This window comes from Bradyrhizobium aeschynomenes (genome assembly GCF_013178945.1).
GTDB lineage: Bacteria > Pseudomonadota > Alphaproteobacteria > Rhizobiales > Xanthobacteraceae > Bradyrhizobium > Bradyrhizobium aeschynomenes.
Genome location: NZ_JABFDM010000003.1, coordinates 302,643 through 325,372, shown reverse-complemented (window position 1 = coordinate 325,372; position 22,730 = coordinate 302,643). Strand labels below are relative to the sequence as shown.

Sequence of the window (22,730 nt, the reverse complement as noted above, 5' to 3'; positions counted from 1 at the left end):
CCTCAGGCCGTCGCCATGTCCGGGAACACGGCGTCGATCTTGGTCTTCAGGGTCGCCGCGTTGAACGGCTTGACGATGTAGTTGTTGACGCCGGCCTTCTTGGCGGCGATCACGTTCTCGGTCTTGGATTCCGCCGTGATCATGATGAACGGCGTGGTCGCCAGGTTCGGATCGGCGCGGACCTCGCGGAGCAGGTCGTAGCCGGTCATCGGCTCCATGTTCCAGTCGGAGATCACGAGGCCGTATTTCTTGGCGCGCATCTTGTTCAGGGCCATCGAGCCGTCGCTTGCGTCGTCGATGTCCTCGAACCCGATCTGCTTCAGAAGATTCCTGATGATACGGATCATGGTGCTGTAATCGTCGACGACGAGCACCGGCATCGTCAAATCAACCGCCATCTTGACTCCCCCAGACGCGTACGCAACGCGCAGACTGTTACCAAACGCTCTTTCGGCTCAGGCCTTGAACGACCTCCGCCATCCGGGCTCAGGAGTAGCATCAGCCGTTAAACAGCGCGTTAACTGCGCCGCGGCTGCATGTCGCGGATGCTGCACTGCATGAGCCGGGGAACCCCTTCGGCTTGACTTCGGCAGGCCGGCCGCCCACGGTCGACGGCAACCTCCGCCGGCTGACGGCCTGCTGAAATCTGCGAGATATTTCCACGACATGTGCGCTTTTCAGATCATCCGCGATTCCACCCCGCCACAGGACATCCTCAAGGGCGCAGTGGTGGCGATGGGAAATTTCGACGGCGTTCATCTCGGTCACCGGGCCGTGATCGAGGCCGCCATCGAGATGGGCAAGGCCAAGGGGCGTCCAGCCCTCGCGCTGACCTTCGAGCCGCATCCGCGGCGCTTCTTCAGCCCCAATACCCCCCAATTCCGCCTCACCGACGAGGCCGCCAAGCTGCGGCTGCTGGCGGGAACCGGCCTGCAGGGTGCCGTGGTGATGACCTTCGACAAGGGCCGCGCCCAGACCTCGGCGCAGGACTTCATTCACCATGACCTGATCGGCCGGCTCGGCGTCTCCGGCATCGCGGTCGGCTACGATTTCCATTTCGGCAAGGGCCGGGTGGGCTCGCCCAGCCTGCTCGCCAATCAGGCGCCCAAGCTCGGCATCGAGGTCGACGTCCAAGCCCATGTCGACATCGACGAGCGCCCGGTGTCGTCGACCGCGATCCGCGAGGCGCTGGCCGAAGGCCAGGTCACCGAAGCCACCGCCATGCTCGGCGGCCCCTGGTTCGTCACCTCGGAGGTCATCCACGGCGAGAAGCGCGGCCGCGACCTCGGCTACCCCACCGCCAACATGCGGCTCGACCGCGATTGCGGCCTGCGCCACGGCATCTACGCCGTCCGGGTCGGCCGCGGCCGCGGCGCCAACCGGGTGCTGATCGACGGCGTCGCCAATTTCGGCCGGCGGCCGACCTTCGACAACGGCGCGCCGCTGCTCGAAACCTTCCTGTTCGATTTCAAGGACAGCCTCTATGGCGAGGTCCTGGATGTCGCCTTCATCGGCTTCATCCGCGAGGAGACCAAATTCACCTCCATCGAAGCCCTGATCCGGCAGATGGACGACGACAGCGCCAAGGCGCGCGCCCTGCTGGTGGCGGCGAACCCCGGCCTCTTCCCCCGGCTTGGCGACATCGGCTGATCCTCCACCGCCGCCGTCATTCCGGGGCAGCCCGCCAGGGCTGAACCCGGAATCTCGAGATTCCGGGTTCGATGCTTCGCATCGCCCCGGAATGACGCTGAAAGACTGCCCCGCAGCGTTGATGCCGCAGGATCGCTTTGCGATTCCGTGGTCCGGCTGCTAAGAGGAAGTCCCATGTTGATACGGCGCATCATCGGCATTAGCGGCCCGGCTTCCGCCTGAGCTTTTCGAGCTCGGCGCAAGACCGGGATGTCTCTGCTCGTTCCGCCGCCCGCGATCGAAATCGCGCCTTTCAGCCGTTCAGCTCATCAAGCCAGATCACGATGTCCGAGAAGCCGCAAAAGTCCGACGCCGCCGATTATTCCAAAACCCTCTATCTGCCGCAGACGGACTTCCCGATGCGCGCCGGCCTGCCGCAGCGCGAGCCGGAGATCCTGAAATATTGGGGTGACATCGACCTCTACGGCAAGCTGCGCGAGACCGCGAAGGGACGGCCGAAATTCGTCCTGCATGACGGCCCGCCCTATGCCAACGGCAACATCCATATCGGGCATTCGCTCAACAAGATCCTCAAGGACGTCGTGACCAAGAGCCAGCAGATGCTTGGCCACGATTCCAACTACGTCCCCGGCTGGGACTGCCACGGCCTGCCGATCGAATGGAAGATCGAGGAGGAGAACTACCGCAAGAAAGGCAAAGCCAAGCCCGACTTCCGCGACAGCGCCGCCATGGTCGCCTTCCGCCGGGAATGCCGCGCCTATGCCGAACATTGGCTCAACGTGCAGCGCGAGGAGTTCAAGCGTCTCGGCGTGATCGGCGACTGGGATCATCCCTACGCCACCATGACCTATCCGGCGGAAGCGCAGATCGCCCGCGAGCTGATGAAGTTCGCCGCCAACGGCACGCTGTATCGCGGCTCCAAGCCCGTGATGTGGAGCGTGGTCGAGAAGACCGCGCTGGCCGAGGCCGAGGTCGAGTACGAGGATTATCAGTCCGACACGGTGTGGGTGAAGTTTCCGGTGACCTCGCCGGCGCATGGGGCGCTCGCCGGCGCCGCGGTCGTGATCTGGACCACGACGCCCTGGACCTTGCCCGGCAATCGCGCCATCTCGTTCTCGCCGAAGATCGCCTACGGCCTCTATGAAGTCACCGAGGCGCCCGCCGACAATTGGGCGAAGACCGGCGATAAGCTGATCCTCGCCGATGCGCTCGCCGAGAGCGTGTTCAAGCAGGCGCGCGTCACGTCCTACACCAAGCTGCGCGACATCCCCGGCGACACGCTGGATGCGGTCGAATGCGCGCATCCGTTCAAGGGCCTCGCCGGCGGCTACAATTTCGTCGTGCCGCTGCTGTCGGGCGAGCACGTCACCGACGACACCGGCACCGGCTTCGTGCACACCGCCCCCGGTCACGGCCGCGAGGACTTTGATGTCTGGATGGCCAATGCGCGCGAGCTCGACGGCCGGGGCATCGCGACCACGATCCCCTACACCGTCGACGAGAACGGCGCGCTGACCGATCATGCGCCCGGCTTCACCGGCAAGCGCGTCATCAACGACAAGGGCGAGAAGGGCGACGCCAACGAGGCCGTCATCAAGGCGCTGACGGACAACGGCATGCTGCTCGCGCGCGGCCGCCTCAAGCATCAATACCCGCATTCCTGGCGCTCCAAGAAGCCGGTGATCTTCCGCAACACGCCGCAATGGTTCATCGCGATGGACAAGGATATTGCCGACGACGGCAAGTCCAAGTCCGGCGACACGCTGCGCGCCCGCGCGTTGCGCGCCATCTCGGTCACGCAATGGGTGCCGGCCGCCGGCCAGAACCGCATCAACGGCATGATCGCCAACCGTCCGGACTGGGTGATCTCGCGCCAGCGCGCCTGGGGCGTGCCGATCGCCGTGTTCGTGCGCGAGACCGGCGACGGCTCCGCCGAGATCCTGCAGGACGAGGCGGTCAACAATCGCATCGCTGAGGCCTTCGAGAAGGAGGGCGCCGACGCCTGGTATGCCGACGGCGCGCGCGAGCGCTTCCTCGGGTCCCGCGCCAACGAGGACTGGAAGAAGGTCGACGACATCTGCGACGTCTGGTTCGATTCCGGCTCGACCCACGCCTTCGTGCTCGAAGACCCCGTGCACTTCCCTGGCCTTGCCGGCATCAAGCGCAAGGTCGATGGCGGCCAGGATACGGTGATGTATCTCGAAGGCAGCGATCAGCATCGCGGCTGGTTCCACTCGTCGCTCTTGGAGAGCTGCGGCACGCGCGGCCGCGCGCCGTATGACGTCGTGCTGACGCACGGCTTCACGCTCGACGAGAACGGCCGCAAGATGTCGAAGTCGCTCGGCAACACCGTCGAGCCGCAGAAGGTGATCAAGGATTCCGGCGCCGACATCCTGCGCCTCTGGGTCTGCGCCACCGACTATGCCGATGACCAGCGCATCGGCCCGGAGATCCTGAAGAACACCATCGAGACCTACCGCAAGCTGCGCAACAGCATCCGTTGGATGCTCGGCACCTTGCACCACTACAAGCGCAGCGAAGCGGTCGCGTTCGCCGACATGCCGGAGCTGGAGCGGCTGATGCTGCATCAGCTGTCCCAGCAGGCCGAGGTGATCCGCCGCGCCTATGCCGCGTTCGACTACAAGACCGTGATCGCCTCGCTCGCGACGTTCATGAACACAGAGCTGTCGGCGTTCTATTTCGACATCCGCAAGGACACGCTGTATTGCGATCCGCCGTCCTCGGTGGCGCGCAAGGCGGCGCTGACCGCGATCGACCTGATCTGCGACGCCATCCTGAAATGGCTGGCGCCGGTGCTGTCCTTCACCACCGACGAGGCATGGCGGATGTACAGACCCGACGCCGAGCCGTCGGTGCATCTGACCTTGTTCCCGGACGCGATGGATGGCTATCGCGACGATGCGCTCGCCGCAAAGTGGGAGACGATCCGCAACGTCCGTCGCGTCGTCACCGGCGCGCTGGAGCTTGCCCGCGCGGCCAAGACCATCGGCTCCTCGCTCGAGGCGTCGCCGATCATCTATGTCGCCGACCGCGCCCTGCTCGGGACCTTGTTCGATGCCGATCTTGCGGAAATCTGCATCACCTCGAATTACGAGGTCCGCGAGGGGGACGCCCCGGCCGATGCCTTCCGGCTCGACGCGGTGCCGGGCGTGGCGGTCGTGGTGGAGAAAGCCGTCGGCAAGAAGTGCGCCCGCTCCTGGAAGATCCTGGAGAGCGTCGGCGAGGACGCCGAATATCCCGACGTCTCCCCGCGTGACGCCCAGGCGCTGCGCGAATGGAAGGCGCTCGGGGTGGGCGTGTGATCCGCGATCGTGTGTCACACTCCGCCGTCGTCCCGGCGAAGGCCGGGACCCATAGCCACCGGCTTTGGTGTAACGAAGAACGATGATCCAGACCTTCTCCGCCAACACCCATCACGCGGTATGGGTCCCGGCCTTCGCCGGGACGACAGCGGAGTTTGGCGCGAGCATCCCGGCATGATCGGCCTTCACGCATGACCCCCCGCCTCCGCCTCGGCCTCATCGCGGGGTTCGCCACGCTGGTCATCGACCAGGCCTCCAAGCTGTGGCTGCTGTACGGGTTCGACCTGCCCAACCGCGGCACCGTCAAGGTCACCCCGTTTTTCGACCTCTACCTCGCCTGGAACATCGGCATCAGCTTCGGCTGGCTGCAGAACGAGAGCGCACTGACCCAATATGCCCTGATGGCGGTGAAGGCGGTGGCGGTGGTGCTGCTGGGGGTCTGGATGGCGCGCTCGGAGACGAAGCTCGCCACCACCGCCCTCGGCATGATCATCGGCGGCGCGATCGGCAACGGCATCGACCGGCTGGCCTATGGCGCGGTGGTCGATTTCGCGCTGTTCCACATCGAGATCGGCGGCACCGTTTACAATTGGTACATCTTCAACCTGGCCGACGTGGCCATCGTTGCCGGGGTGGCAGCCCTGCTGTATGACTCCTTCTTCGGGGCTCATGCCGCAAAAGCGCCCTGATCGGGGTCGATACCGACCAATGCCGGTCTTGGGTCAAGAGCCTGACGTATTTCACGTTTTTGCGATCTGCACGGTGACCGGCCGGCCCGCATGTCGCGAGGGTCCAAGCCGGTAGGATCGCAGCCGGTTCGCCGGAGCACGAGCACTGGACAAGCGAGGACAGGGAAAGCCATGCGCAAGACCGAAGTCAGCAGCCGGATCGTGACCCACGCGGCCCTTCGTACCCTGCGGCTGTCGGCCGTCGCGCTCGGCATCGGCCTAGTGATGGCCGCGGGCACGGCCCGTGCCCAGGACGACGAAGAGGACGACAAGACCTTCGAAGAGAAGATCATCGACAACCTGATGCGCGGCCTCGGCGGCACCAACATGGAGACGCCGACGATCGACTACCGCGAGCGCTCGCCGTTGGTGGTGCCACCCAAGCTCGACCTGCCGCCGCCGGCCGCAGCCGCCCAGGCTACTGCGCCGAACTGGCCGAAGGACCCCGACGAGCAGCGCCGCCGCGCGGCCGCCGCCGCGCGCAAGAAGGAAAACAAGGATCCGGCCGTCGCGGCGCGTCCGCTGACGCCGGCCGAGATGCGCGCCGGCCGGACGGCGGCAGCGAAGCAGACCGAGCCGGTTCAGCCCGGCATCACCAACAACCCGATGATGAGCCCGTCGCAGCTCGGCTTCAAGGGCACGCTGTTCGGCCTGTTCAAGGGCAATGACGCCGAGACCAAGCAGTTCACCAGCGAGCCGCAGCGCGAAACTCTGACCCAGCCGCCGCCCGGTTACCAGACTCCGTCCCCGAGCTATGCGTACGGCACCGGCGGCTCGCAGGAACCGATCGGCGGCAAGCAGCTCGACATCATGACCGGCAAGGAACGGTGACGGCATCTGCTTGCCGGCGCCATCCCGGGAATTGCCGGCCTTGCCGGCGTTAGCGAAATTTAATGTCTTGCGGCGACAGCATGTCGCCGTTTTGTGACGCCGGGCTCCGTCCCGCGCGGTGTACCATGCTGCGCTCAAACCCGATCGCCCCGTCTCGCGGGCCTTCAGAAGGATCATGATGTCCTCGCACCGGTTTACCTTCGTCGCCGCCGCGGTCGCCTCCCTCATTGCGTTCACGGCCGGCGCTTCGGCGCAAACGACGTTCGCCTCCGAGCCTCCCGCCAGCTTCACCCTCCCCAACGGCCTCCAGGTCGTCGTGATCCAGGATCACCGCACGCCCGTGGTGACGCAGATGATCTGGTACAAGGTCGGCTCCGCCGACGAGACGCCCGGCAAGTCGGGCCTGGCGCATTTCCTCGAACACCTGATGTTCAAGGGCACCGAGAAGCATCCCGCAGGCGAGTTCTCCAAGACCGTGCTGAAGATCGGCGGCAACGAGAACGCCTTCACCTCGGTCGACTACACCGGCTACTTCCAGCGCGTGCCGCGCAACCAGCTGCCGAAGATGATGGAGTTCGAGGCCGACCGCATGACCGGTCTGGTGCTGAAGGACGAGAACGTGTTGCCCGAGCGTGACGTCGTGCTCGAAGAGTACAACATGCGCGTCGCCAATTCGCCGGAAGCCCGTCTCAACGAGCAGGTCATGGCCGCGCTCTACGTCAATCATCCCTATGGCCGGCCGGTGATCGGTTGGAAACCGGAAATCGAGAAGCTCAGCCGCGAGGACGCGCTCGCCTTCTATCGCCGCTTCTACGCCCCCAACAACGCGATCCTGGTGATCGCCGGGGACACTGACGTCAAGGAGGTGCGGCCGCTGGTCGAGCAGACCTTCGCCAAGATCCCCGCGCAGCCGGACATTCCCGCGCGCCGCCTGCGGCCGCAGGAGCCCGAGCCGGTGGCGCCGCGCACCGTCACCCTGGCCGATCCGCATGTCGAGCAGCCCTCGATGCGCCGCTTCTACCTGGTGCCCTCGGCGACGACGGCCGCGCCAGGCGAATCCGCTGCGCTCGACGTGCTGGCGCAGCTGATGGGCAGCGGAAGCAACTCCTATCTCTATCGCGCGCTCGTCGTCGACAAGCCGCTCGCGATCAATGCCAGCGCGTCCTATCAGGGCACCTCGCTCGATCCGAGCCAGTTCTCGGTTGCGGTCGCGCCGCGGCCGGGCGTCGAGTTCGCCCAGGTCGAGGCCGTGGTCGACAGCGTCATCGCCGAGATCGCGCAGAACCCCGTGCGTGCCGAGGATCTCGAACGCGTCAAGACGCAGCTGATTGCGGAAGCGATCTACGCCCAGGACAACCAGGCCACCATGGCGCGCTGGTACGGCGGCGGCCTCACCACAGGGCTGAGCATCGAGGATATCAGAAGCTGGCCGGATCGCATCCGCGCCGTGACGGCCGAGCAGGTCCGCGCCGCCGCGCAAAAATGGCTCGACAAGAAGCGATCGGTCACCGGCTATCTGATCAAGGACAATGCCGCCAAGCGCGAGGAGAAGCGGTCGTGATGCACCCAATGACCTTCGCCCGCCGCTTCGCCTGTGCGCTCACCGTCGCCGCAGCAGCGCTGACGCTCGCTCCGGCCGCCCAGGCCGCGACCAAGATCCAGCGCCTGGTCTCGCCCGGCGGCATCGAAGCCTGGTTCGTGCAGGATGCCACCGTGCCGCTGATCGCGATGGAATACGCCTTCCAGGGCGGCGCCTCGCAGGACCCCCAGGGCAAGCCCGGCGTCGGCAACCTCGTGGCCGATCTGCTCGACGAAGGCTCCGGTGATCTCGACTCCAAGACCTTCCACGAGCGGCTCGATCGCCGCGCCATCGAGCTCTCGTTCCAGGTGTCGCGCGACCAGTTCCGCGGCTCGCTGCGCATGTTGCGCGACAACAAGGACGAGGCGTTCGAGCTGCTGCGCACGGCGCTGACCTCACCGCATTTCGACAACGCCGATGTCGAACGCATCCGCTCGCAGGTGCTGTCGGGCCTGCGCCGTGAGACCACCAATCCGAGCTCGCTGGCAGGCCGCAAATTCCTCGAGCTCGCCTTCCCCGATCATCCCTATGGCCGGCCCTCCAACGGCACGCTGGAGAGCGTGCCGACCATCACGGTCGACGACCTCAAGGACTACACCCGCCGCATCCTCGCCAAGGACACGCTGAAGGTCGCCGTCGTCGGCGACGTCGATCCGGCGACGCTCGGCAAGCTGCTGGACCAGACATTCGGCGCCCTTCCGGCCAAGGCGACGTTGACGCCCGTGCCCGACGTCGTCGCCACCAAGCCGCCGCGCAGCGTTTACGTGCCGCTCGGCGTGCCGCAGACCGTGATCACCTTCGGCGGCCCCGGCATCCGCCGCCACGATCCGAACTTCATGGCGGCCTACGTGGTCAACCACATCCTCGGCGGCGGCGGCCTGTCGTCGCGGCTGTACAAGGAGGTGCGCGAGAAGCGCGGCCTGGCCTATTCCGTCTATGACGCGCTGTTGTGGATGGATCATTCGGCGCTGTTCATCGGCAACACGGCCACCCGCTTCGACCGCGCCGGCGAGACCATCGCAGCCGTCGAGGGCGAGATCCGCCGCATCGCCGAGGAAGGCCCGACCCAGCAGGAGCTCGACGAGGCCAAGTCCTACATCAACGGCTCGCAGATGCTGGCGCTCGACACCTCCTCCAAGCTGGCGCAGGCGATGCTGCAATATCAGCTCGACAAGATGCCGATCGACTACATCGAGAAGCGTAGCGAGATCGTCAACGCGGTGACGCTGGAGGATGCGAAGAAAGCCGCCAAGCAGCTCTGGAGCCAGGGCCTCTTGACCGCCGTCGTCGGCCGCACCCCGCAGGCCGCTGCCGAGCCGGCGCAAGCACCGGTCACGGCGCCAGTGACCAAGACGAACTGAGCTGGGGCGGCGCCGCATCACACCTCGGTGCGGTTGACCACAGCTGCCACAGCACAAACGGTGTCGTCCCGGCCTTGAGCCGGGACCCATACCCCCAGGGAGGGGTTTGAGGCAGGCTGGTCATTGGCCCTTTGCCCATCAGGACCGCCGCGGAGTACGGGTCCCGGCTCAAGGCCGGGACGACAGCGGAGGCCTGAGCGAAACTTCTGATAAAAATAATCTACTTGCTATTTTTCGGAAATCATGATCATCTCCCCGCATCCCGCCTCAAGCAGATGGGGCGTTGCGCGCGATCGTCACGACACGCGAGGCGGGGATGCGGTGGCCGCGAGAGATCGCAGCGTCCCTCGGCAACGAGGGCGCGGACGAACGATCGCTCGCGGACGTGAAGTCGCAGCGTCCTGACACCCCGAAGCTGGTGTCGACAGCGCAATGCGCGAGCATTGTCGCGGCATGGTGGCCAACGAGCCGGGCACCAGGGAGACTGCGTATAAGCGTGAAGACCATCGCGCGGGGAATGCCGGGATGTCTCGGCTGAACCTGTGGTTCCTGCCGCCTGCATTTTTTTCGCAGGCGGGCCATGGGTGCGGCCAGCGCCCGGCATTCCCCGCGCCCTCTGCATGCTTGCGAGGGCCACGACGATGCAAGCCTCGGGCAAGCGTGCCGCGAGAGCGCGAAGCTGTGTCCCCAGCTCAGCCGTGTCCTTGGCCCATCCACCAGCTGTTTGAACCGTGAAGTCCGCCCCCCCACCGCTGTCGTCCCGGACAAGCCGCGACGCGCGGAGCTCGGCGTGGCGCCGATCCGGGCCGCCCGCTGCGGCGCTGATCGTGAACAAGGCGCTGCCTATGACTGAGCCCTCTCCCCTTGTGGGAGAGGGCTCAAGGAAGACGCCAAGAGCTCGATCGGGTGAGGGGTCTCTCTCCACGAGCGTGGTTCGTTGAGAGAAACCCCTCACCCGCCCAAGCGCGCGGATAGGCCGTACATGCCCTCTCCCACAAGGGGAGAGGGCGCTGTATTGCACGATGCGATTGTCGGCACAGAGGCCCGCGCACACCTCGCCTAAACCCGCTATGGTGCCCATGAAAGACTCGAATCCCCCTGGTGCCCCATGCTGCGGATTTCCCGCGACCTTGCCATCGACGAGAACGACATCGAGATCTCGTTCGTCCGCGCCTCCGGCCCCGGCGGCCAGAACGTCAACAAGCTGTCGACCTCGGCGCAGTTGCGCTTCGACACCAGCCGCATCACGCTGCCCGAAGATGCCGCCGCGCGGCTGGTGCGGCTCGCTGGCCAGCGCATGACCAAGAACGGCGTCATCGTGATCCAGGCCGAGCGCTTCCGCACCCAGGAGCGCAACAAGGCCGATGCGATCGAGCGTTTGGTGACCTTGCTGCGCGAAGCCATGGTGCGGCCGAAGGTGCGCCGTCCGACCAAGCCGACCTTCGGCTCCAAGCAGCGCCGCCTCGAAGGCAAGAAGCTGCGCAGCGACGTCAAGGCCGGCCGCGGCGCACGGCGTTTCGACGATTAGTTGGTCAGCATCGCCCCACCCGTCATTCCGGGGCAATCGTCGATGCTACGGCCTTGCTCCGGATTGACGTTGGATGTGAAAAGAACATCAGCCTGCGCCACCCCCGTCTCCCACCGTCGCACGGCTTGATCTCATGAAGATCAGTCTGCATCGCTGACTTAGCTTTCGCACCGCAAACACCCGCGCCCGCTTTGTTCTCGCTGAAACAGCCGGCTACTACCACGGCGCGTCGGCCGCGACCTACTCTCATCAAAAATGAGAGCGAGGAACGATGCCGGGACGGCGTGCGGCGCAAAATGAGATTCTTCTCTGTGGATCATTGGTGCCAGTGCTGCTGAGCACCGCGGCCGCATTGGCGCAAATGGCGCTGCCCTCGCCCAAGCCCGTCGACGGCGCGACCTTGTTCAAGCAGCAATGCGCCGTGTGCCACACGCTGAGCAGCGCCGAGCCGACGCGTCAGGGACCGGCGCTGGCCAAGATCATCGGCCGCCGCGCCGGCGCTGTCGAAGGCTTCCGCTATTCGGCCGGCTTCGCCAAGGCCGACTTCACCTGGGACGAGGCCAAGCTCGACGCCTGGCTGACCAACCCGCAAGAGCTGATCCCCGGCGCCGTCATGGCCTATCGCCAGGCCAAGCCCGACATACGCGCCGCGATCATCAACTACCTGAAGGACAATTGAGATGGCCAAGCCCGTTCACTCGATGATCCGCGTCTTCGACGAGGCCAAGGCGCTGGATTTCTACAAGCGCGCCTTTGGCCTGGAGATCGCCGACAACCTCCGCTTCGACGGCTTCGCGCTGATCTATCTGCGCCATCCCTCCTCGCCGTTCGAGGTCGAGCTCACCGTCAACTTCGACCGCAAGGAGCCCTATACGCTCGGCGACGGCTACGGCCATCTCGCCGTCGTGGTCGACGATCTCGATGCCGAGCACGCCCGCTTCGAACGCGAGAACCTCGCGCCCGGTCCGCTGCGCGACTTCAAGCACAATGGCGCGACGCTCGCGCGCTTCTTCTTCGTCAGCGATCCCGACGGCTACAAGATCGAGTTGATCCAGCGCGGCGGCCGCTTCGGCTGAGCCGCTGACGACGAAAATACGCCAAACAAAAAACCACGGAGGAAATACTCATGAGAGAAGTCGACCGCCGCAACAAATACGACCGCCGTGTCTTTCTCAAGGGCGCGGCCTCGACCGTGCCGGCCGCAGCCGTCGCCTCTGCGACGGGTCTGGGGATCACCGACGCCTGGGCCGAGGATGCGAAAGCGCTGACGCCGGCGACCCTGAAGACGCTGGTGAAGGTCGCGCGCGACATCTATCCGCACGACTTCCTCGCCGACCGCTACTACATCGTCGCGGTCAAGCCGTGGGACGGCAAGGCCGCCGAGGATGCGGCCGTGAAGGCAATGATCACCGACGGCATCGCGCGCCTCGACCAGGACGCGAGGGATCGCCACAAGGTGCCGTATGCGCAGGTGCCGTGGGAGGTCGATCGCGTCGCACTGCTTGTGGGTATCGAGCAGACCACCTTCTTCAAGACGCTGCGCGGCGACCTCGTGGTGTCGCTCTACAATCAGAAGGAGCTCTGGCCGAAGTTCGGCTACGAGGGCTCCTCCGCCGAGCATGGCGGCTACATCAACCGTGGCTTCTCCGACATCGACTGGCTGCCAAAAGCCTGACGCCGGCGAACAACAGAAAACACGGAGGAAACCACCATGGCCAAATTCGATCAGAACGATTCGAGCGTCGTCGTCATCATCGGCTCGGGTGCCGGCGGCGGCACCTTGGGCAACGAGCTCGCGCAGAAGGGCATCAAGGTCGTCATTCTCGAAGCCGGCAATCGCTACGAGATTCCCGACTTCATCAATGACGAATGGGAGAGCTTCACCCAGCTTGCCTGGACCGACATGCGCACCACCTCAGGCACCTGGCGAGTGGCGAAGGACTTCGCCAATCTGCCGGCCTGGATCGTCAAGGCAGTCGGCGGCTCGACCGTGCATTGGGCCGGCGCCTCGCTGCGTTTCGAGGAACACGAGTTCAAGGCACGCACCACCTATGGCGGCGTGCCCGGCGCGAGCCTGCTCGACTGGCCGGTAACGCTCGCCGAGATGGAGCCCTGGTACGCCAAGGCCGAGTTCAAGATGGGCGTGACGCGCACCAACGACATCCCTGGTTTGCCCGGCAACAACAATTTCAAGGTGCTCGAGGCCGGCGCCCGCAAGCTCGGCTACAAGACCGTCCACACCGGCAACATGGCGATCAACTCGCAGCCGCGCGACGGCCGCGGGGCCTGCCAGCAGATCGGCTTCTGCTTCCAGGGCTGCAAGTCCGGTGCAAAGTGGTCGACCTTGTACACCGAGATTCCGAAGGGCGAGGCCACCGGGAATCTCGAGGTGCGGTCCGGCAGCATGGCGATCAAGATCGAGCATGATGCATCGGGCAAGGTGACCGGCGTGGTCTATGCCGACAGCCAGGGCAAGATGCAGTTGCAGAAGGCGCGCATCGTCGCGGTTGCCGGCAACTCGATCGAGAGCCCGCGGCTCCTGCTGAACAGCGCGTCGAGCATGTTCCCGGATGGTCTCGCCAATTCGTCAGGGCAGGTCGGGCGCAACTACATGCGGCACATGACCGGCAGCGTCTATGCGACGTTCGAGAACCCCGTGCACATGTATCGCGGCACTACGATGGCCGGCATCGTCCGTGACGAGGCGGCGTTCAATCCGAAGCGCGGCTTCGTCGGCGGCTATGAGATGGAGACCTTGTCGCTCGGCCTCCCCTTCATGGCGGCGTTCCTCAATCCCGGCGCCTGGGGCCGCAGCTTCACCGCGGCGATGGAGACCTATCCGCGCATGGCCGGCATGTGGCTGGTCGGCGAGGACATGCCGCAGGAGACCAACCGGATCACGCTCGATCCGGTTGCCAAGGACAAGTTCGGCATGCCCGTGGCGTCGGTGCATTTCGACGATCACCCCAACGACGTCGCGATGCGCACCCACGCCTACAAGCAGGGCTCGGCGATCTACGAGGCGGTCGGCGCCACCGTAACCTATCCGACCACGCCCTATCCCTCGACGCACAATCTCGGCACCAACCGGATGAGCGAGAAGGCCAAGGACGGCGTCGTCAACAAATTCGGCCAGACGCATGACGTGAAGAACCTGTTCGTCTCCGACGGCAGCCAGTTCACCACCGGTGCTGCGTGCAATCCGACGCTGACCATCGTGGCGCTGGCGATCAGGCAGGCCGACTACATCGCGGGCGCGATGCAGAAGAAGGAGATCTGAGTCTGCTCAATCATATGGGGCATCCCTGTCGCCGCGACGACGGTCAGCGCCTCCCCCGCTTGCGGGGGAGGGAGACGAGAGAGCAGTCGCGGGGCTATTCGGCCGCGTCCATGATCGCGGCCGCGGCGAACTCCGGCATCGCCGCGCTCGCCTTCGACCGGTAGATCAAACAGGAGCAGCGCAGCAGCGACGCGAAATTCTTCACCTCGCCGTGATGGTCGAGCACCTCGGCGTACAGCGTCGTCACGAACTTGGCGAGGCTCATGCCTTCCTTGGCGGCGATCTCCTCGAGCGTGTCCCAGAACGCCAGTTCGAGCCGGATCGACGTGCTATGGCCGCCGATCCGCAGCGAGCGGGTCTGCGACTCATAATCGCGCTGAGGCTGGTGTGCGAACAGACGGCACATGGGCTTCCTCCGGCACATTGTGATTTTCGCGAAACGATATACCGCCCCCGCCCGCCTCACAATCCCGTTGGAGAACGTGGCTTTCGCCTGCCGCACTGCATAAAAAACGCTATTCTCACCGCGAGCGGCAGCGTGCCGTGTGCCTTCAAAATCCAAGCCAGTCGTTTCATGCCCGTCCGCCAGCTTCCCGAGCAGATCATCAACCGCATCGCCGCCGGCGAAGTGGTCGAGCGGCCTGCGAGCGTGGTCAAGGAACTGGTCGAGAACGCGATCGACGCCGGCGCCAGCCGCATCGACGTCTTCACCGACGGCGGCGGCCGGCGGAAGATCGCGATATCGGACGATGGCGGCGGCATGACCGCGGCCGATCTGGCGCTCGCGATCGAGCGCCACGCGACGTCGAAGCTCGACGACGAGGACCTCTTGCAGATCCGCACGCTCGGATTCCGCGGCGAGGCGCTGCCCTCGATCGGCTCCGTGGCGCGGCTGTCGATCACGACGCGGCACAAGAGCGAGCCGCACGCCTGGGCGATCACTGTCGATTGCGGCGACAAGTCCGACATCGTGCCGGCGGCGCTCAACCAGGGCACCCGCGTCGAGGTCACCGACTTGTTTCACGCGACGCCGGCACGGCTGAAGTTTCTCAAGACCGACCGCACCGAGGCCGAGGCGATCCGCGAGGTGGTGCGGCGGCTGGCGATGGCGCGGCCCGACATCGCCTTCACCATCGCCGGCGAGGAGCGCGCGCCGGTGACCTGGGCCGCCGCGCTGCCGGGCGCACCGGGACAATTGACGCGGCTCGGCGACATTCTCGGCGCCGACTTCCGCAGCCATGCGATCGGCGTGCGCAGCGAGCGTGAGCATGTCGTGGTGGAAGGCTTCGCCGCGGCGCCGGCGCTGACGCGCGCGAATGCGCTCGGCCAATACCTGTTCGTCAATGGCCGCCCGGTGCGCGACAAGCTGATCCTCGGCGCGGTGCGCGCGGCCTATGCCGACTATCTGCCGCGCGACCGCCACCCGGTCGTGGCGCTGTTCGTCACGCTCGATCCGCGCGAGGTCGATGCCAACGTTCATCCCGCCAAGACCGAGGTGCGCTTCCGCAATGCCGGCCTGGTGCGCGCGCTGATCATCCACGCGCTGAAGGAAGGCCTCGCGCGGGAGGGGCGACGTACCGCGGCCAATGACGGCGGCGCGACAATCGCCGCCTTCCGCCCCGCCTTCGCGCCGCCGCGGCCCAACCCGGGACCGATGAATTGGGACTGGCAGCGCTCGCCGTCGGCACCGGTGATGCCGCATTTCGGCGGCTCCTTCCCCGCGGCTGCCGCCTCACCTGATCTCGAATCCTTCGGACTGGCGGAATCCTCTCAAGCGGCGTTCGACGTCGGCACGCCCCGCGCCGACGTCCGGCTGCACGAGCAGCCGGCAGCGCCCGATCTGCTCGACCGTCCGCTCGGCGCCGCGCGCACGCAGATCCACGATACCTACATCGTGGCGCAGACCCGCGACGGCCTCGTCATCGTCGACCAGCATGCTGCGCATGAGCGCATCGTCTATGAGCGGCTCAAGGCCTCGCTCGCAGCGCATGGCGTGCAGCGGCAGATCCTGCTGATTCCCGACATCGTCGAGCTCGACGAAGCCACGGTCGAGGCGCTGCTGACGCGAACCGATGAGCTCGCCTCGTTCGGCCTGGCGATCGAGTCGTTCGGCCCGGGAGCCATCGCGGTGCGCGAGACGCCGTCGCTGCTCGGCAAGATCAATGCCTCGGCGCTGCTGCGCGACCTTGCCGAGCACATGGAGGAATGGGGCGAGGCGCTGCCGCTGGAGCGCCGGCTGATGCACGTCGCCGCCACCATGGCCTGCCACGGCTCCGTCCGCGCCGGCCGCCGCCTCAAGCCGGAGGAGATGAACGCACTGCTGCGCGAGATGGAGGACACGCCGAACTCCGGCCAGTGCAACCACGGCCGCCCGACCTATGTCGAGCTGAAGCTGGCCGATGTCGAGAAGCTGTTCGGGAGGAGATAGGAAGACGACCAGGCGATCTACGAGGAGTGCCACGACGGCAACTACGAACTCGCTGTCGTCCCGGGCAAGCCGCAGCGGCGCAAAGCGCCGCGAAGGCGCCGACCCGGGACCCATACGCCGCAGCAGCCGTGAGGAAAAAGAACGACGTGGCGAGCAGCGTGCGTCCCAACGCCATTCTGGGGTTATGGGCCCCTGCGTTCGCAGGGGCGACACCGAGTTTGGATCACGAACGGCGCAGGAACACGAACTCAGTGTCGTCGTAAGCGCGCCGCTCGAGCTCTTCGAACCCATCCGGCGCCTTGAACGCGGCGGCCTTGGACTCCTCGACCACCAGCAGCGCCGCCGGCACCAGCCAGCCGCCATCGCGCAAGGAGTCCAGCGCCTTCTCCGCCAGGCCCTTGCCATAGGGCGGGTCGAGAAACACCAGCGCGAACGGCTCGACCGGATGGGCCGGGCCGAGATTGGTGGCATCGCGGCGATAGACCTTGGTGACACCGCCGAGGCCGAGCGCCTCGACATTGTTGCGCAACAGCGCCCGTGCCTCGGCGCCGCTGTCGATGAACAAGGTGAACGCCGCGCCGCGCGAGGTCGCCTCGATGCCGAGCGCGCCGGTGCCGGCGAACAAATCGAGCACGCGCGCGCCCTCAACCGGGTTGTCGTAGGCGTGCACGAGGATGTTGAACAGCGCCTCGCGCAGCCGGTCCTGGGTGGGCCGGATGTCGCGCGAGGCGGGCGAAGCGATGTTGCGGCCCTTCAGCCGTCCACCGACGACACGCATCGCACCACCCTACTCGTCCTGCGGCGTGATATCGCGCTTGCCGTGATAGCCGCGCTTCGGCCGCCGCGGCGGACCGGGAAAGCGGGCTTCCGCCTCGTGGCGCTCGCGGGCCTCCTCGCTGCCGGTGCGCTGAACCAGCACGCGGCGGCCCTTGCGGTCGGCCACGACCTCGCGCTTCGGCTTGGGCTTCGGGTCCGGCAGCGGCTCGCGATTGCCCTTGCCGGCCGGGCCGAGATCGGCGCCGGATTGCGCGATGACCTTCTCGCCGAGCTGCTCGCGCAGCACCCGCGTCTTGACCTCCTGCACCTCGCCCTCGGGCAGCTCCAGCAGCTGGAACGGACCGTAGGAGACGCGGATCAGCCGGTTCACCTCGAGGCCCAGATGCGCCAGCACGTTGCGCACCTCGCGGTTCTTCCCTTCACGGATCGCAACGACCAGCCAGACATTGGCGCCCTGGTCGCGCTCCAGCGTGGCTTCGATCGGGCCGTATTTCACGCCATCGACCTCGACGCCTGCGGCAAGCTGATCGAGCTGTCCTTGCGTAATCTCGCCATGGGCGCGGACGCGGTAGCGCCGCGTCCAGCCGGTATCCGGCAATTCGAGCACGCGCGCCAAGCCGCCGTCATTGGTGAGCAGCAACAGGCCCTCGGTGTTGAAGTCGAGCCGGCCGATCGAAATCAGCCGCGGCAGGCCTTCGGGCAGATTGTCGAACACGGTCGGGCGCCCCTCGGGGTCGCTGTGCGTCGTCATCAGCCCGCGCGGCTTGTGGTAGAGGAACAGCCGCGTGCGCTCGCGCTCCGGCAACGGCGCGCCGTCGACCTTGATCTCATCGTTTTCGGTGACGTCGAGAGCGGGCGAGTTGATGACGCGGCCGTTCACGCTGACGCGGCCCTGCGTCACCATCTCCTCGGCATCGCGCCGCGAGGCGAGGCCGGCACGCGCCAGCACCTTGGCGATGCGCTCGCCCGGCTTCTTCGGCTTGGCCGGCTCGGTGGCGACGCTGGTGCGGGCACTGCGCTTGTCCGTCTCCGGCTTGCGCTCGCGATAGGCGCCCCGGCCGCCAAAGGCCGGACGCTTGGCGAAGACCTTGCTGTCGTCCTCATTGTCGCGGCGCGGGCGCTCGGAGAAGCTGTCGCCTCCCCGACGTTCGCTGCGCGGGTGCTCCTGCCAAGCGGTGCGCCCTTCGGGACGGCGACGCGGCCGGTCGAAGCCACGGTCGTCATCGCCGCGCGGACGATCGAACTTGGGCCTGTCGAATTTGGGCTTGTCGAATCTCGGACGATCCTCGCTGCTGCGCGGGCGATCGAAGCTCCGGCCGCCTTCGCGCGGCGGACGCGCGGCACGCTCCGGACGATCTCCATCGGCGCTGCGCTTCTGCCACGGCTTGGTCTCGCCGCGCGACGGACGGTCGCCGAACTCCTTGCGCGGCCCGCGCGCACCGGCACCGAATTTGCGATCGCCTCGATCGCCTTCGGCGCCGCGAGAAAACTTGCGCTCTCCGCTGAACTTCCGCTCCGGCCGATCGCCGCTGCGCGATGTCCGGTCGCCGAAGCTGCGCTCGGTCCGCGGCCGGTCGCCGCGATCACGCGCGCCCTCGCCGCGTGGCGTATAGGGCCGCTTGTCACCATCGCGTTCCCGCGGAGCGTAGGGCTTGCGCTCACCGAACTTGCGCTCGGACGACCGCCCAGCCGGACGAGCCTCGTCGCGACCGGCGCGCGGCGTGTAGGGGCGCTTCTCGCCGCCGCGCTCGTCGCGATCGAATTTCGGCCGATCGCCGCGCGGCTTGAAGGCGCGCTTCTCGCCCTCGCCGGAACGTGCCGCATACGGCCGGTCGCCGCGCGGACGCTCGTCGCGGTTGAAGCGCGGCTTGTCGCCATAGGATTTTCGCGGCGCATCGCTCTCGTCACGCCGGCGCGGCGCGCGGCCCTCGTCGAACGAGCGCTTGCCGCCGTCGCGCTTAGCAAAGCTCTTGCCGCCGCCTTCCTTGTCGCCGAAGCCGCGCTTGGCGAACTTCTTCTCCGGCCCGCGCACGGCGCCCGAGCGTCCCTTGCCGCCCTCGGACCGCCCCCGCGGGGCGCCACCGCGGCGACCGCGGGAATCATTGTCTTTGTCGGTATCGCGGGGCATGAAGGTCTCACTTCGAGGTGCAGGACGCGGGGTGATACGCGCGCTTCTCGAGCAGCGCATGTCACGCGGGAAATCGGGGTCCGGTTTTGCTGAAGGGCGATGCAGTAGCAGACTTGGGCGGGTATGACGAGCCATGAACAGCCCTTCTTTCATGGATTTGGCCCTGAAAGCGGCCGAATCGGCCGCAATTTCCGGCGAGGTGCCGATCGGCTGCGTCGTGGTCCGCGACAACGCCGTCATTGCCACCGCCGCCAATCGCACCCTGACCGACCGGGATCCGACCGCCCATGCCGAAATCCTGGCACTGCGGCAGGCCGCGCAGGCGATCGGCAGCGAGCGGCTGGTCGATTGCGACCTGTATGTGACGCTTGAGCCCTGCACGATGTGCGCCGGCGCCATCTCCTTCGCCCGCATCCGCCGGCTGTATTATGGAGCCGCCGATCCCAAGGGCGGCGCAGTCGAGTCCGGCGTGCGCTTCTTCGCGTCGCCCACCTGCCATCACGCGCCGGAGGTCTATTCGGCGGTCGGCGAGCAGCAGGCCGCGACCATGCTGAAGGCGTTCTTCAAGGCGAGGCGCTGAGGCCCGACTCAGCCGCCGCGTTGTGCGAGCCTCGGAAGACGATCCGGACCGGCAGCGTGCTCACGCCGCTCATGAATTGCGACTGCACGCGGCGAACGCGCCCGGCCAGCTCGATCCGCTCCGTCTGCCGGAGCAGCTCGGCGAACAACGCCCGCATCTGCATCCGCGCCAGCTGCAGCCCCATGCAGATGTGCGGACCGCGGCCGAAGGCGATGTGCGGGTTCGGGCTGCGATCGATCCGGAACGCGCCCGCGTCCGCGAACACCGCTTCGTCGCGATTGGCGGAATGGAAGAACAGCGCCAATGCGTCACCGGCGCGAATGGGCCGTCCCCCGACTTCGGTGTCGCAGAGCGCCGTCCGCATGAAGTGCCGCACCGGCGTGGTCCAGCGCAGCATCTCCTCGATGGCTGCATCGAGCAGCTCAGGCTGGCCGCGCAGTCGCGCCATCTGCTCGGGCTCGGCCAGCAGCGCCTCCAGGCCGCCGGCGAGCGCGAGCGCCGTGGTGTCGTGGCCCGCGGTGACCAGCAGGATGAAGTAGGAGATCAGCTCATAATGCGGCATCGCCTCGCCATGCGGCATGGCATTGGCGATCAAAGTGGCGAGATCGTCGCGTGGATGGGCGCGGCGATCGGCGACGAGGGCCTCGAAATAGTCGCGCAGCGCCAGCATCGCCATGCGCATCGTATCACCGGGTGTTTCCGCAAGACGCCGCTGCGAATCCTCGGCCCCGACGAAGGCTTGGGCGAGCCGTGCCAGCCGTATGTCATCGGCTTCGGGCGTCCCGAGCATGCGGCCGATGACGCGGAAGGTGAACGGCATCGCCACGTCGGCGGCGAAATCGCTTCGCCCACCGCGCGCAGCCATGCGATCGACGATCTCGGCAGCCCATTGCGACAGCCAGACCTCCATCTCGCGCAAGGCCGGCGGCGCAAAGGCGCCTTGAATGATCGCCCGGTAGACGCCGTGATCGGGTGGATCCATCTCGGTCAGGCTGCGCACGAGTTGCGGCTTGCCGGTCACCCGCTGCAGCACCGCCTCGGAGGCCTCGCTGGCGAGATAGGTCCGCGGGCCGGCGGCGAATTCTCCGCTGCGCGTCTCCATCGCAACGATATCCGCGTAGCGCGTGACGGCCCAGAACGGGCGCACGCCCGGACGTTCGACCCAATGCAGCGGTGCGTGCTGGCGGAGCACCGCGCAGGCGCGCTCCAGTCGCGCCGGGCTGGCGTGGCCGCGCGAGGAGATCAGCACGTCGACGGCACGCTCGACCGACGCGCCGTGCCGGGCGGTTTGCGAGGGGAACGACCGGGCGACAGATGTCCGGGGAATGGGGTCGCCGCCGACCGCGGCGGCGTCAGACGCACGGCGCACGAGGAGCGTGAACTCCTTCATGCCATAGTTGCCGATGAGCTCGACATCGGCCGCAAATGCCTGCTCGCAATAGGCTGCCCAATCGTCCGGCGTGGTGCGATACAAGCGCGTGTCGATCGGATCGCCTTCCAACGTCTCGTGGGCGGCGGCCTGGAGGAAATTGACCGCAAAGCCGCGTCGGCTGGTCGCGAACATCCGCTGCAACATCGCCCTGACGTAGCTTTCCCAGGCCGCGCGCGAATAGCCGACATTGACGTTCATGATGCCCGAGGCAACCGAATAATCGGCGACGCGCGGGCTCTCGGCGGCGACGGAGAAACGTCGCAACGGACCGGCAAAGCGCCGCCGCGCCCGGCTGATCATCGCATGGGACAGATCGATGCCGAGATAATCGATCTCACAGGATGCAAAGCGCGCGGCCAGGAACGGCACCAGCGCGCCGTAGCCGCAGCCGATATCGTTGAGGCTGAACGGCGCCGACGCATCGCACAGCTTCATCAACTGCACGAAGCGCAGGCCCTGCGTCGCCTCGCACGACCAGTCGACGCCACGCGGCGTCGCGCCATGACGCGCGACGCAGGCGCTGTAGTAGGCATCGACATCGGAGCAGATGGCCTCGAGCAAGGGTTGATCAGGCTCGATGCCGCTGCCCGCGGCCCCCTTCATTTCTTGCCGCGCTTCTGGACGCGCCGATTGCGCGCTTCCTCAGCCAGATTCTGACGCGCCTCCCGGCCCGGCGTGGTCGGAATCGAAACGATCACATGGGTTTCGAGCGAGAACACCACCGGGCGGCCATGCGCGACCGTCACTCTCGGATCCTGAGCGGCCGAGTGGCAGACGATCGAAACCGGCAAGGGCTTCTCGCATTCCAAGTCGTCCTTGAACGCCCTGATGACGCGGTCGTGACCATTCACTCCGGTGAGATCCGACGGATATGTCCGGAGGTGTTCCAGGAACCGATACCAGCGGCGACGCTCCGTCCAATCCTGCGGCACGATCCCAAGTAGTGCGAATGATTGCTGCAAACCATGTTGAAGCGAGAAGACGCCGAACTCACGTTGCAGTTCGACCATTTCGTGCAAAGCTTCGGCTTCGAAACGCCTATTCAACTGTACGAGAATATCGAGGGTCGTACTGTCCTTGATCATCATCCCCATGTGCCCGCCTC

General features: G+C 66.5%; 19 protein-coding genes. 13 read left to right on the top strand and 6 right to left on the bottom strand.

The annotated features are described in order from the left end of the window. Positions 1 to 2 precede the first annotated feature (2 nt). Positions 3 to 398, bottom strand: coding sequence for a response regulator (locus HL666_RS10465; protein ID WP_006613531.1), 396 nt, complete (start codon positions 396 to 398; stop codon positions 3 to 5). A 268-nt stretch (positions 399 to 666) separates the two neighbouring features. On the opposite strand from HL666_RS10465, the gene HL666_RS10460 reads away from it, so the two are divergent. The 11 genes from HL666_RS10460 (at position 667) to HL666_RS10410 (ending at position 14,280) form a co-directional block, all read left to right on the top strand. Further along, a complete protein-coding gene (locus tag HL666_RS10460) occupies positions 667 to 1,650 on the top strand; it encodes a bifunctional riboflavin kinase/FAD synthetase (RefSeq protein ID WP_172181291.1) in 984 nt (327 codons plus the stop codon). A 323-nt stretch (positions 1,651 to 1,973) separates the two neighbouring features. Next, positions 1,974 to 4,973, top strand: coding sequence for an isoleucine--tRNA ligase (ileS, locus tag HL666_RS10455; RefSeq protein ID WP_172181289.1), 3,000 nt, complete (start codon positions 1,974 to 1,976; stop codon positions 4,971 to 4,973). A 191-nt stretch (positions 4,974 to 5,164) separates the two neighbouring features. Continuing rightward, positions 5,165 to 5,662 (top strand): signal peptidase II, encoded by a 498-nt coding sequence (gene lspA, locus HL666_RS10450; protein WP_172132287.1) that lies wholly within the window; start codon positions 5,165 to 5,167, stop codon positions 5,660 to 5,662. A gap of 171 nt (positions 5,663 to 5,833) precedes the next feature. Then, a complete protein-coding gene (locus tag HL666_RS10445; RefSeq protein WP_210261846.1) occupies positions 5,834 to 6,532 on the top strand; it encodes a hypothetical protein in 699 nt (232 codons plus the stop codon). A 178-nt stretch (positions 6,533 to 6,710) separates the two neighbouring features. After that, positions 6,711 to 8,093 (top strand): M16 family metallopeptidase, encoded by a 1,383-nt coding sequence (locus HL666_RS10440; protein WP_376698585.1) that lies wholly within the window; start codon positions 6,711 to 6,713, stop codon positions 8,091 to 8,093. Next, entirely contained in the window at positions 8,093 to 9,472 is a 1,380-nt protein-coding gene (locus HL666_RS10435; protein WP_172181762.1) for a M16 family metallopeptidase, read from the top strand. The genes HL666_RS10440 and HL666_RS10435 overlap by 1 nt, the downstream gene beginning before the upstream one ends. 1,108 nt (positions 9,473 to 10,580) lie before the next feature. Then, the gene (arfB, locus tag HL666_RS10430) at positions 10,581 to 11,000 is read left to right on the top strand and encodes an alternative ribosome rescue aminoacyl-tRNA hydrolase ArfB (RefSeq protein ID WP_172132286.1); all 420 of its coding nucleotides are present in this window, start codon (positions 10,581 to 10,583) and stop codon (positions 10,998 to 11,000) included. Between the two features lie 361 nt (positions 11,001 to 11,361). Then, positions 11,362 to 11,679, top strand: a complete 318-nt coding sequence (locus HL666_RS10425) for a c-type cytochrome (protein ID WP_172181760.1) — start codon at positions 11,362 to 11,364, stop codon at positions 11,677 to 11,679. 1 nt (position 11,680) lies between these two features. Beyond that, positions 11,681 to 12,076, top strand: a complete 396-nt coding sequence (locus HL666_RS10420) for a VOC family protein (RefSeq protein ID WP_172181287.1) — start codon at positions 11,681 to 11,683, stop codon at positions 12,074 to 12,076. Between the two features lie 50 nt (positions 12,077 to 12,126). Then, positions 12,127 to 12,675, top strand: coding sequence for a gluconate 2-dehydrogenase subunit 3 family protein (locus HL666_RS10415; RefSeq protein ID WP_172181285.1), 549 nt, complete (start codon positions 12,127 to 12,129; stop codon positions 12,673 to 12,675). A gap of 36 nt (positions 12,676 to 12,711) precedes the next feature. Further along, entirely contained in the window at positions 12,712 to 14,280 is a 1,569-nt protein-coding gene (locus HL666_RS10410) for a GMC family oxidoreductase (protein ID WP_172132284.1), read from the top strand. Positions 14,281 to 14,374: 94 nt separating this feature from the next. On the opposite strand, the gene HL666_RS10405 is transcribed toward HL666_RS10410, so the two are convergent. Next, the gene (locus HL666_RS10405) at positions 14,375 to 14,686 is read right to left on the bottom strand and encodes a ribbon-helix-helix domain-containing protein (protein ID WP_172181283.1); all 312 of its coding nucleotides are present in this window, start codon (positions 14,684 to 14,686) and stop codon (positions 14,375 to 14,377) included. A gap of 168 nt (positions 14,687 to 14,854) precedes the next feature. Here HL666_RS10405 and mutL point away from each other — a divergent pair, with 168 nt between their 5' ends. Further along, on the top strand, positions 14,855 to 16,708 hold the full coding sequence (gene mutL / locus HL666_RS10400) for a DNA mismatch repair endonuclease MutL (protein WP_172181281.1): 1,854 nt from the start codon (positions 14,855 to 14,857) through the stop codon (positions 16,706 to 16,708). 223 nt (positions 16,709 to 16,931) lie between these two features. On the opposite strand, the gene rsmD is transcribed toward mutL, so the two are convergent. Together rsmD and HL666_RS10390 are read right to left on the bottom strand one after the other, a co-directional pair. After that, positions 16,932 to 17,486, bottom strand: a complete 555-nt coding sequence (gene rsmD, locus HL666_RS10395) for a 16S rRNA (guanine(966)-N(2))-methyltransferase RsmD (protein ID WP_172132282.1) — start codon at positions 17,484 to 17,486, stop codon at positions 16,932 to 16,934. 9 nt (positions 17,487 to 17,495) lie between these two features. Next, the gene (locus HL666_RS10390) at positions 17,496 to 19,613 is read right to left on the bottom strand and encodes a pseudouridine synthase (protein WP_172181279.1); all 2,118 of its coding nucleotides are present in this window, start codon (positions 19,611 to 19,613) and stop codon (positions 17,496 to 17,498) included. Positions 19,614 to 19,746: 133 nt separating this feature from the next. On the opposite strand from HL666_RS10390, the gene tadA reads away from it, so the two are divergent. After that, positions 19,747 to 20,193: a tRNA adenosine(34) deaminase TadA gene (gene tadA / locus HL666_RS10385; RefSeq protein ID WP_172112460.1), complete on the top strand. Its 447-nt coding sequence runs from the start codon at positions 19,747 to 19,749 to the stop codon at positions 20,191 to 20,193. Here the strand turns inward: tadA and HL666_RS10380 are convergent. Then, positions 20,177 to 22,228 (bottom strand): cytochrome P450, encoded by a 2,052-nt coding sequence (locus tag HL666_RS10380; protein ID WP_246741512.1) that lies wholly within the window; start codon positions 22,226 to 22,228, stop codon positions 20,177 to 20,179. The genes tadA and HL666_RS10380 overlap by 17 nt on opposite strands. Beyond that, complete coding sequence (locus HL666_RS10375) at positions 22,225 to 22,719, bottom strand: hypothetical protein (RefSeq protein WP_210261845.1); 495 nt, start codon at positions 22,717 to 22,719, stop codon at positions 22,225 to 22,227. Before HL666_RS10375 ends, HL666_RS10380 begins: the two co-directional genes overlap by 4 nt. Positions 22,720 to 22,730 lie beyond the last annotated feature (11 nt).

What these genes read in the sequence shown, in the direction of transcription:
- HL666_RS10465 (WP_006613531.1), bottom strand. Translation starts at nt 398, where the DNA reads ATGGCGGTTGATTTGACGATGCCGGTGCTCGTCGTCGACGATTACAGC.
- HL666_RS10410 (WP_172132284.1), top strand. Translation starts at nt 12,712, where the DNA reads ATGGCCAAATTCGATCAGAACGATTCGAGCGTCGTCGTCATCATCGGC.
- ileS (WP_172181289.1), top strand. Translation starts at nt 1,974, where the DNA reads ATGTCCGAGAAGCCGCAAAAGTCCGACGCCGCCGATTATTCCAAAACC.
- lspA (WP_172132287.1), top strand. Translation starts at nt 5,165, where the DNA reads ATGACCCCCCGCCTCCGCCTCGGCCTCATCGCGGGGTTCGCCACGCTG.
- HL666_RS10390 (WP_172181279.1), bottom strand. Translation starts at nt 19,613, where the DNA reads ATGCCCCGCGATACCGACAAAGACAATGATTCCCGCGGTCGCCGCGGT.
- HL666_RS10440 (WP_376698585.1), top strand. Translation starts at nt 6,711, where the DNA reads ATGTCCTCGCACCGGTTTACCTTCGTCGCCGCCGCGGTCGCCTCCCTC.
- HL666_RS10435 (WP_172181762.1), top strand. Translation starts at nt 8,093, where the DNA reads ATGCACCCAATGACCTTCGCCCGCCGCTTCGCCTGTGCGCTCACCGTC.
- HL666_RS10445 (WP_210261846.1), top strand. Translation starts at nt 5,834, where the DNA reads ATGCGCAAGACCGAAGTCAGCAGCCGGATCGTGACCCACGCGGCCCTT.
- HL666_RS10460 (WP_172181291.1), top strand. Translation starts at nt 667, where the DNA reads ATGTGCGCTTTTCAGATCATCCGCGATTCCACCCCGCCACAGGACATC.
- mutL (WP_172181281.1), top strand. Translation starts at nt 14,855, where the DNA reads ATGCCCGTCCGCCAGCTTCCCGAGCAGATCATCAACCGCATCGCCGCC.
- HL666_RS10375 (WP_210261845.1), bottom strand. Translation starts at nt 22,719, where the DNA reads ATGGGGATGATGATCAAGGACAGTACGACCCTCGATATTCTCGTACAG.
- HL666_RS10425 (WP_172181760.1), top strand. Translation starts at nt 11,362, where the DNA reads ATGGCGCTGCCCTCGCCCAAGCCCGTCGACGGCGCGACCTTGTTCAAG.
- HL666_RS10415 (WP_172181285.1), top strand. Translation starts at nt 12,127, where the DNA reads ATGAGAGAAGTCGACCGCCGCAACAAATACGACCGCCGTGTCTTTCTC.
- tadA (WP_172112460.1), top strand. Translation starts at nt 19,747, where the DNA reads ATGAACAGCCCTTCTTTCATGGATTTGGCCCTGAAAGCGGCCGAATCG.
- HL666_RS10405 (WP_172181283.1), bottom strand. Translation starts at nt 14,686, where the DNA reads ATGTGCCGTCTGTTCGCACACCAGCCTCAGCGCGATTATGAGTCGCAG.
- HL666_RS10420 (WP_172181287.1), top strand. Translation starts at nt 11,681, where the DNA reads ATGGCCAAGCCCGTTCACTCGATGATCCGCGTCTTCGACGAGGCCAAG.
- rsmD (WP_172132282.1), bottom strand. Translation starts at nt 17,486, where the DNA reads ATGCGTGTCGTCGGTGGACGGCTGAAGGGCCGCAACATCGCTTCGCCC.
- HL666_RS10380 (WP_246741512.1), bottom strand. Translation starts at nt 22,228, where the DNA reads ATGAAGGGGGCCGCGGGCAGCGGCATCGAGCCTGATCAACCCTTGCTC.
- arfB (WP_172132286.1), top strand. Translation starts at nt 10,581, where the DNA reads ATGCTGCGGATTTCCCGCGACCTTGCCATCGACGAGAACGACATCGAG.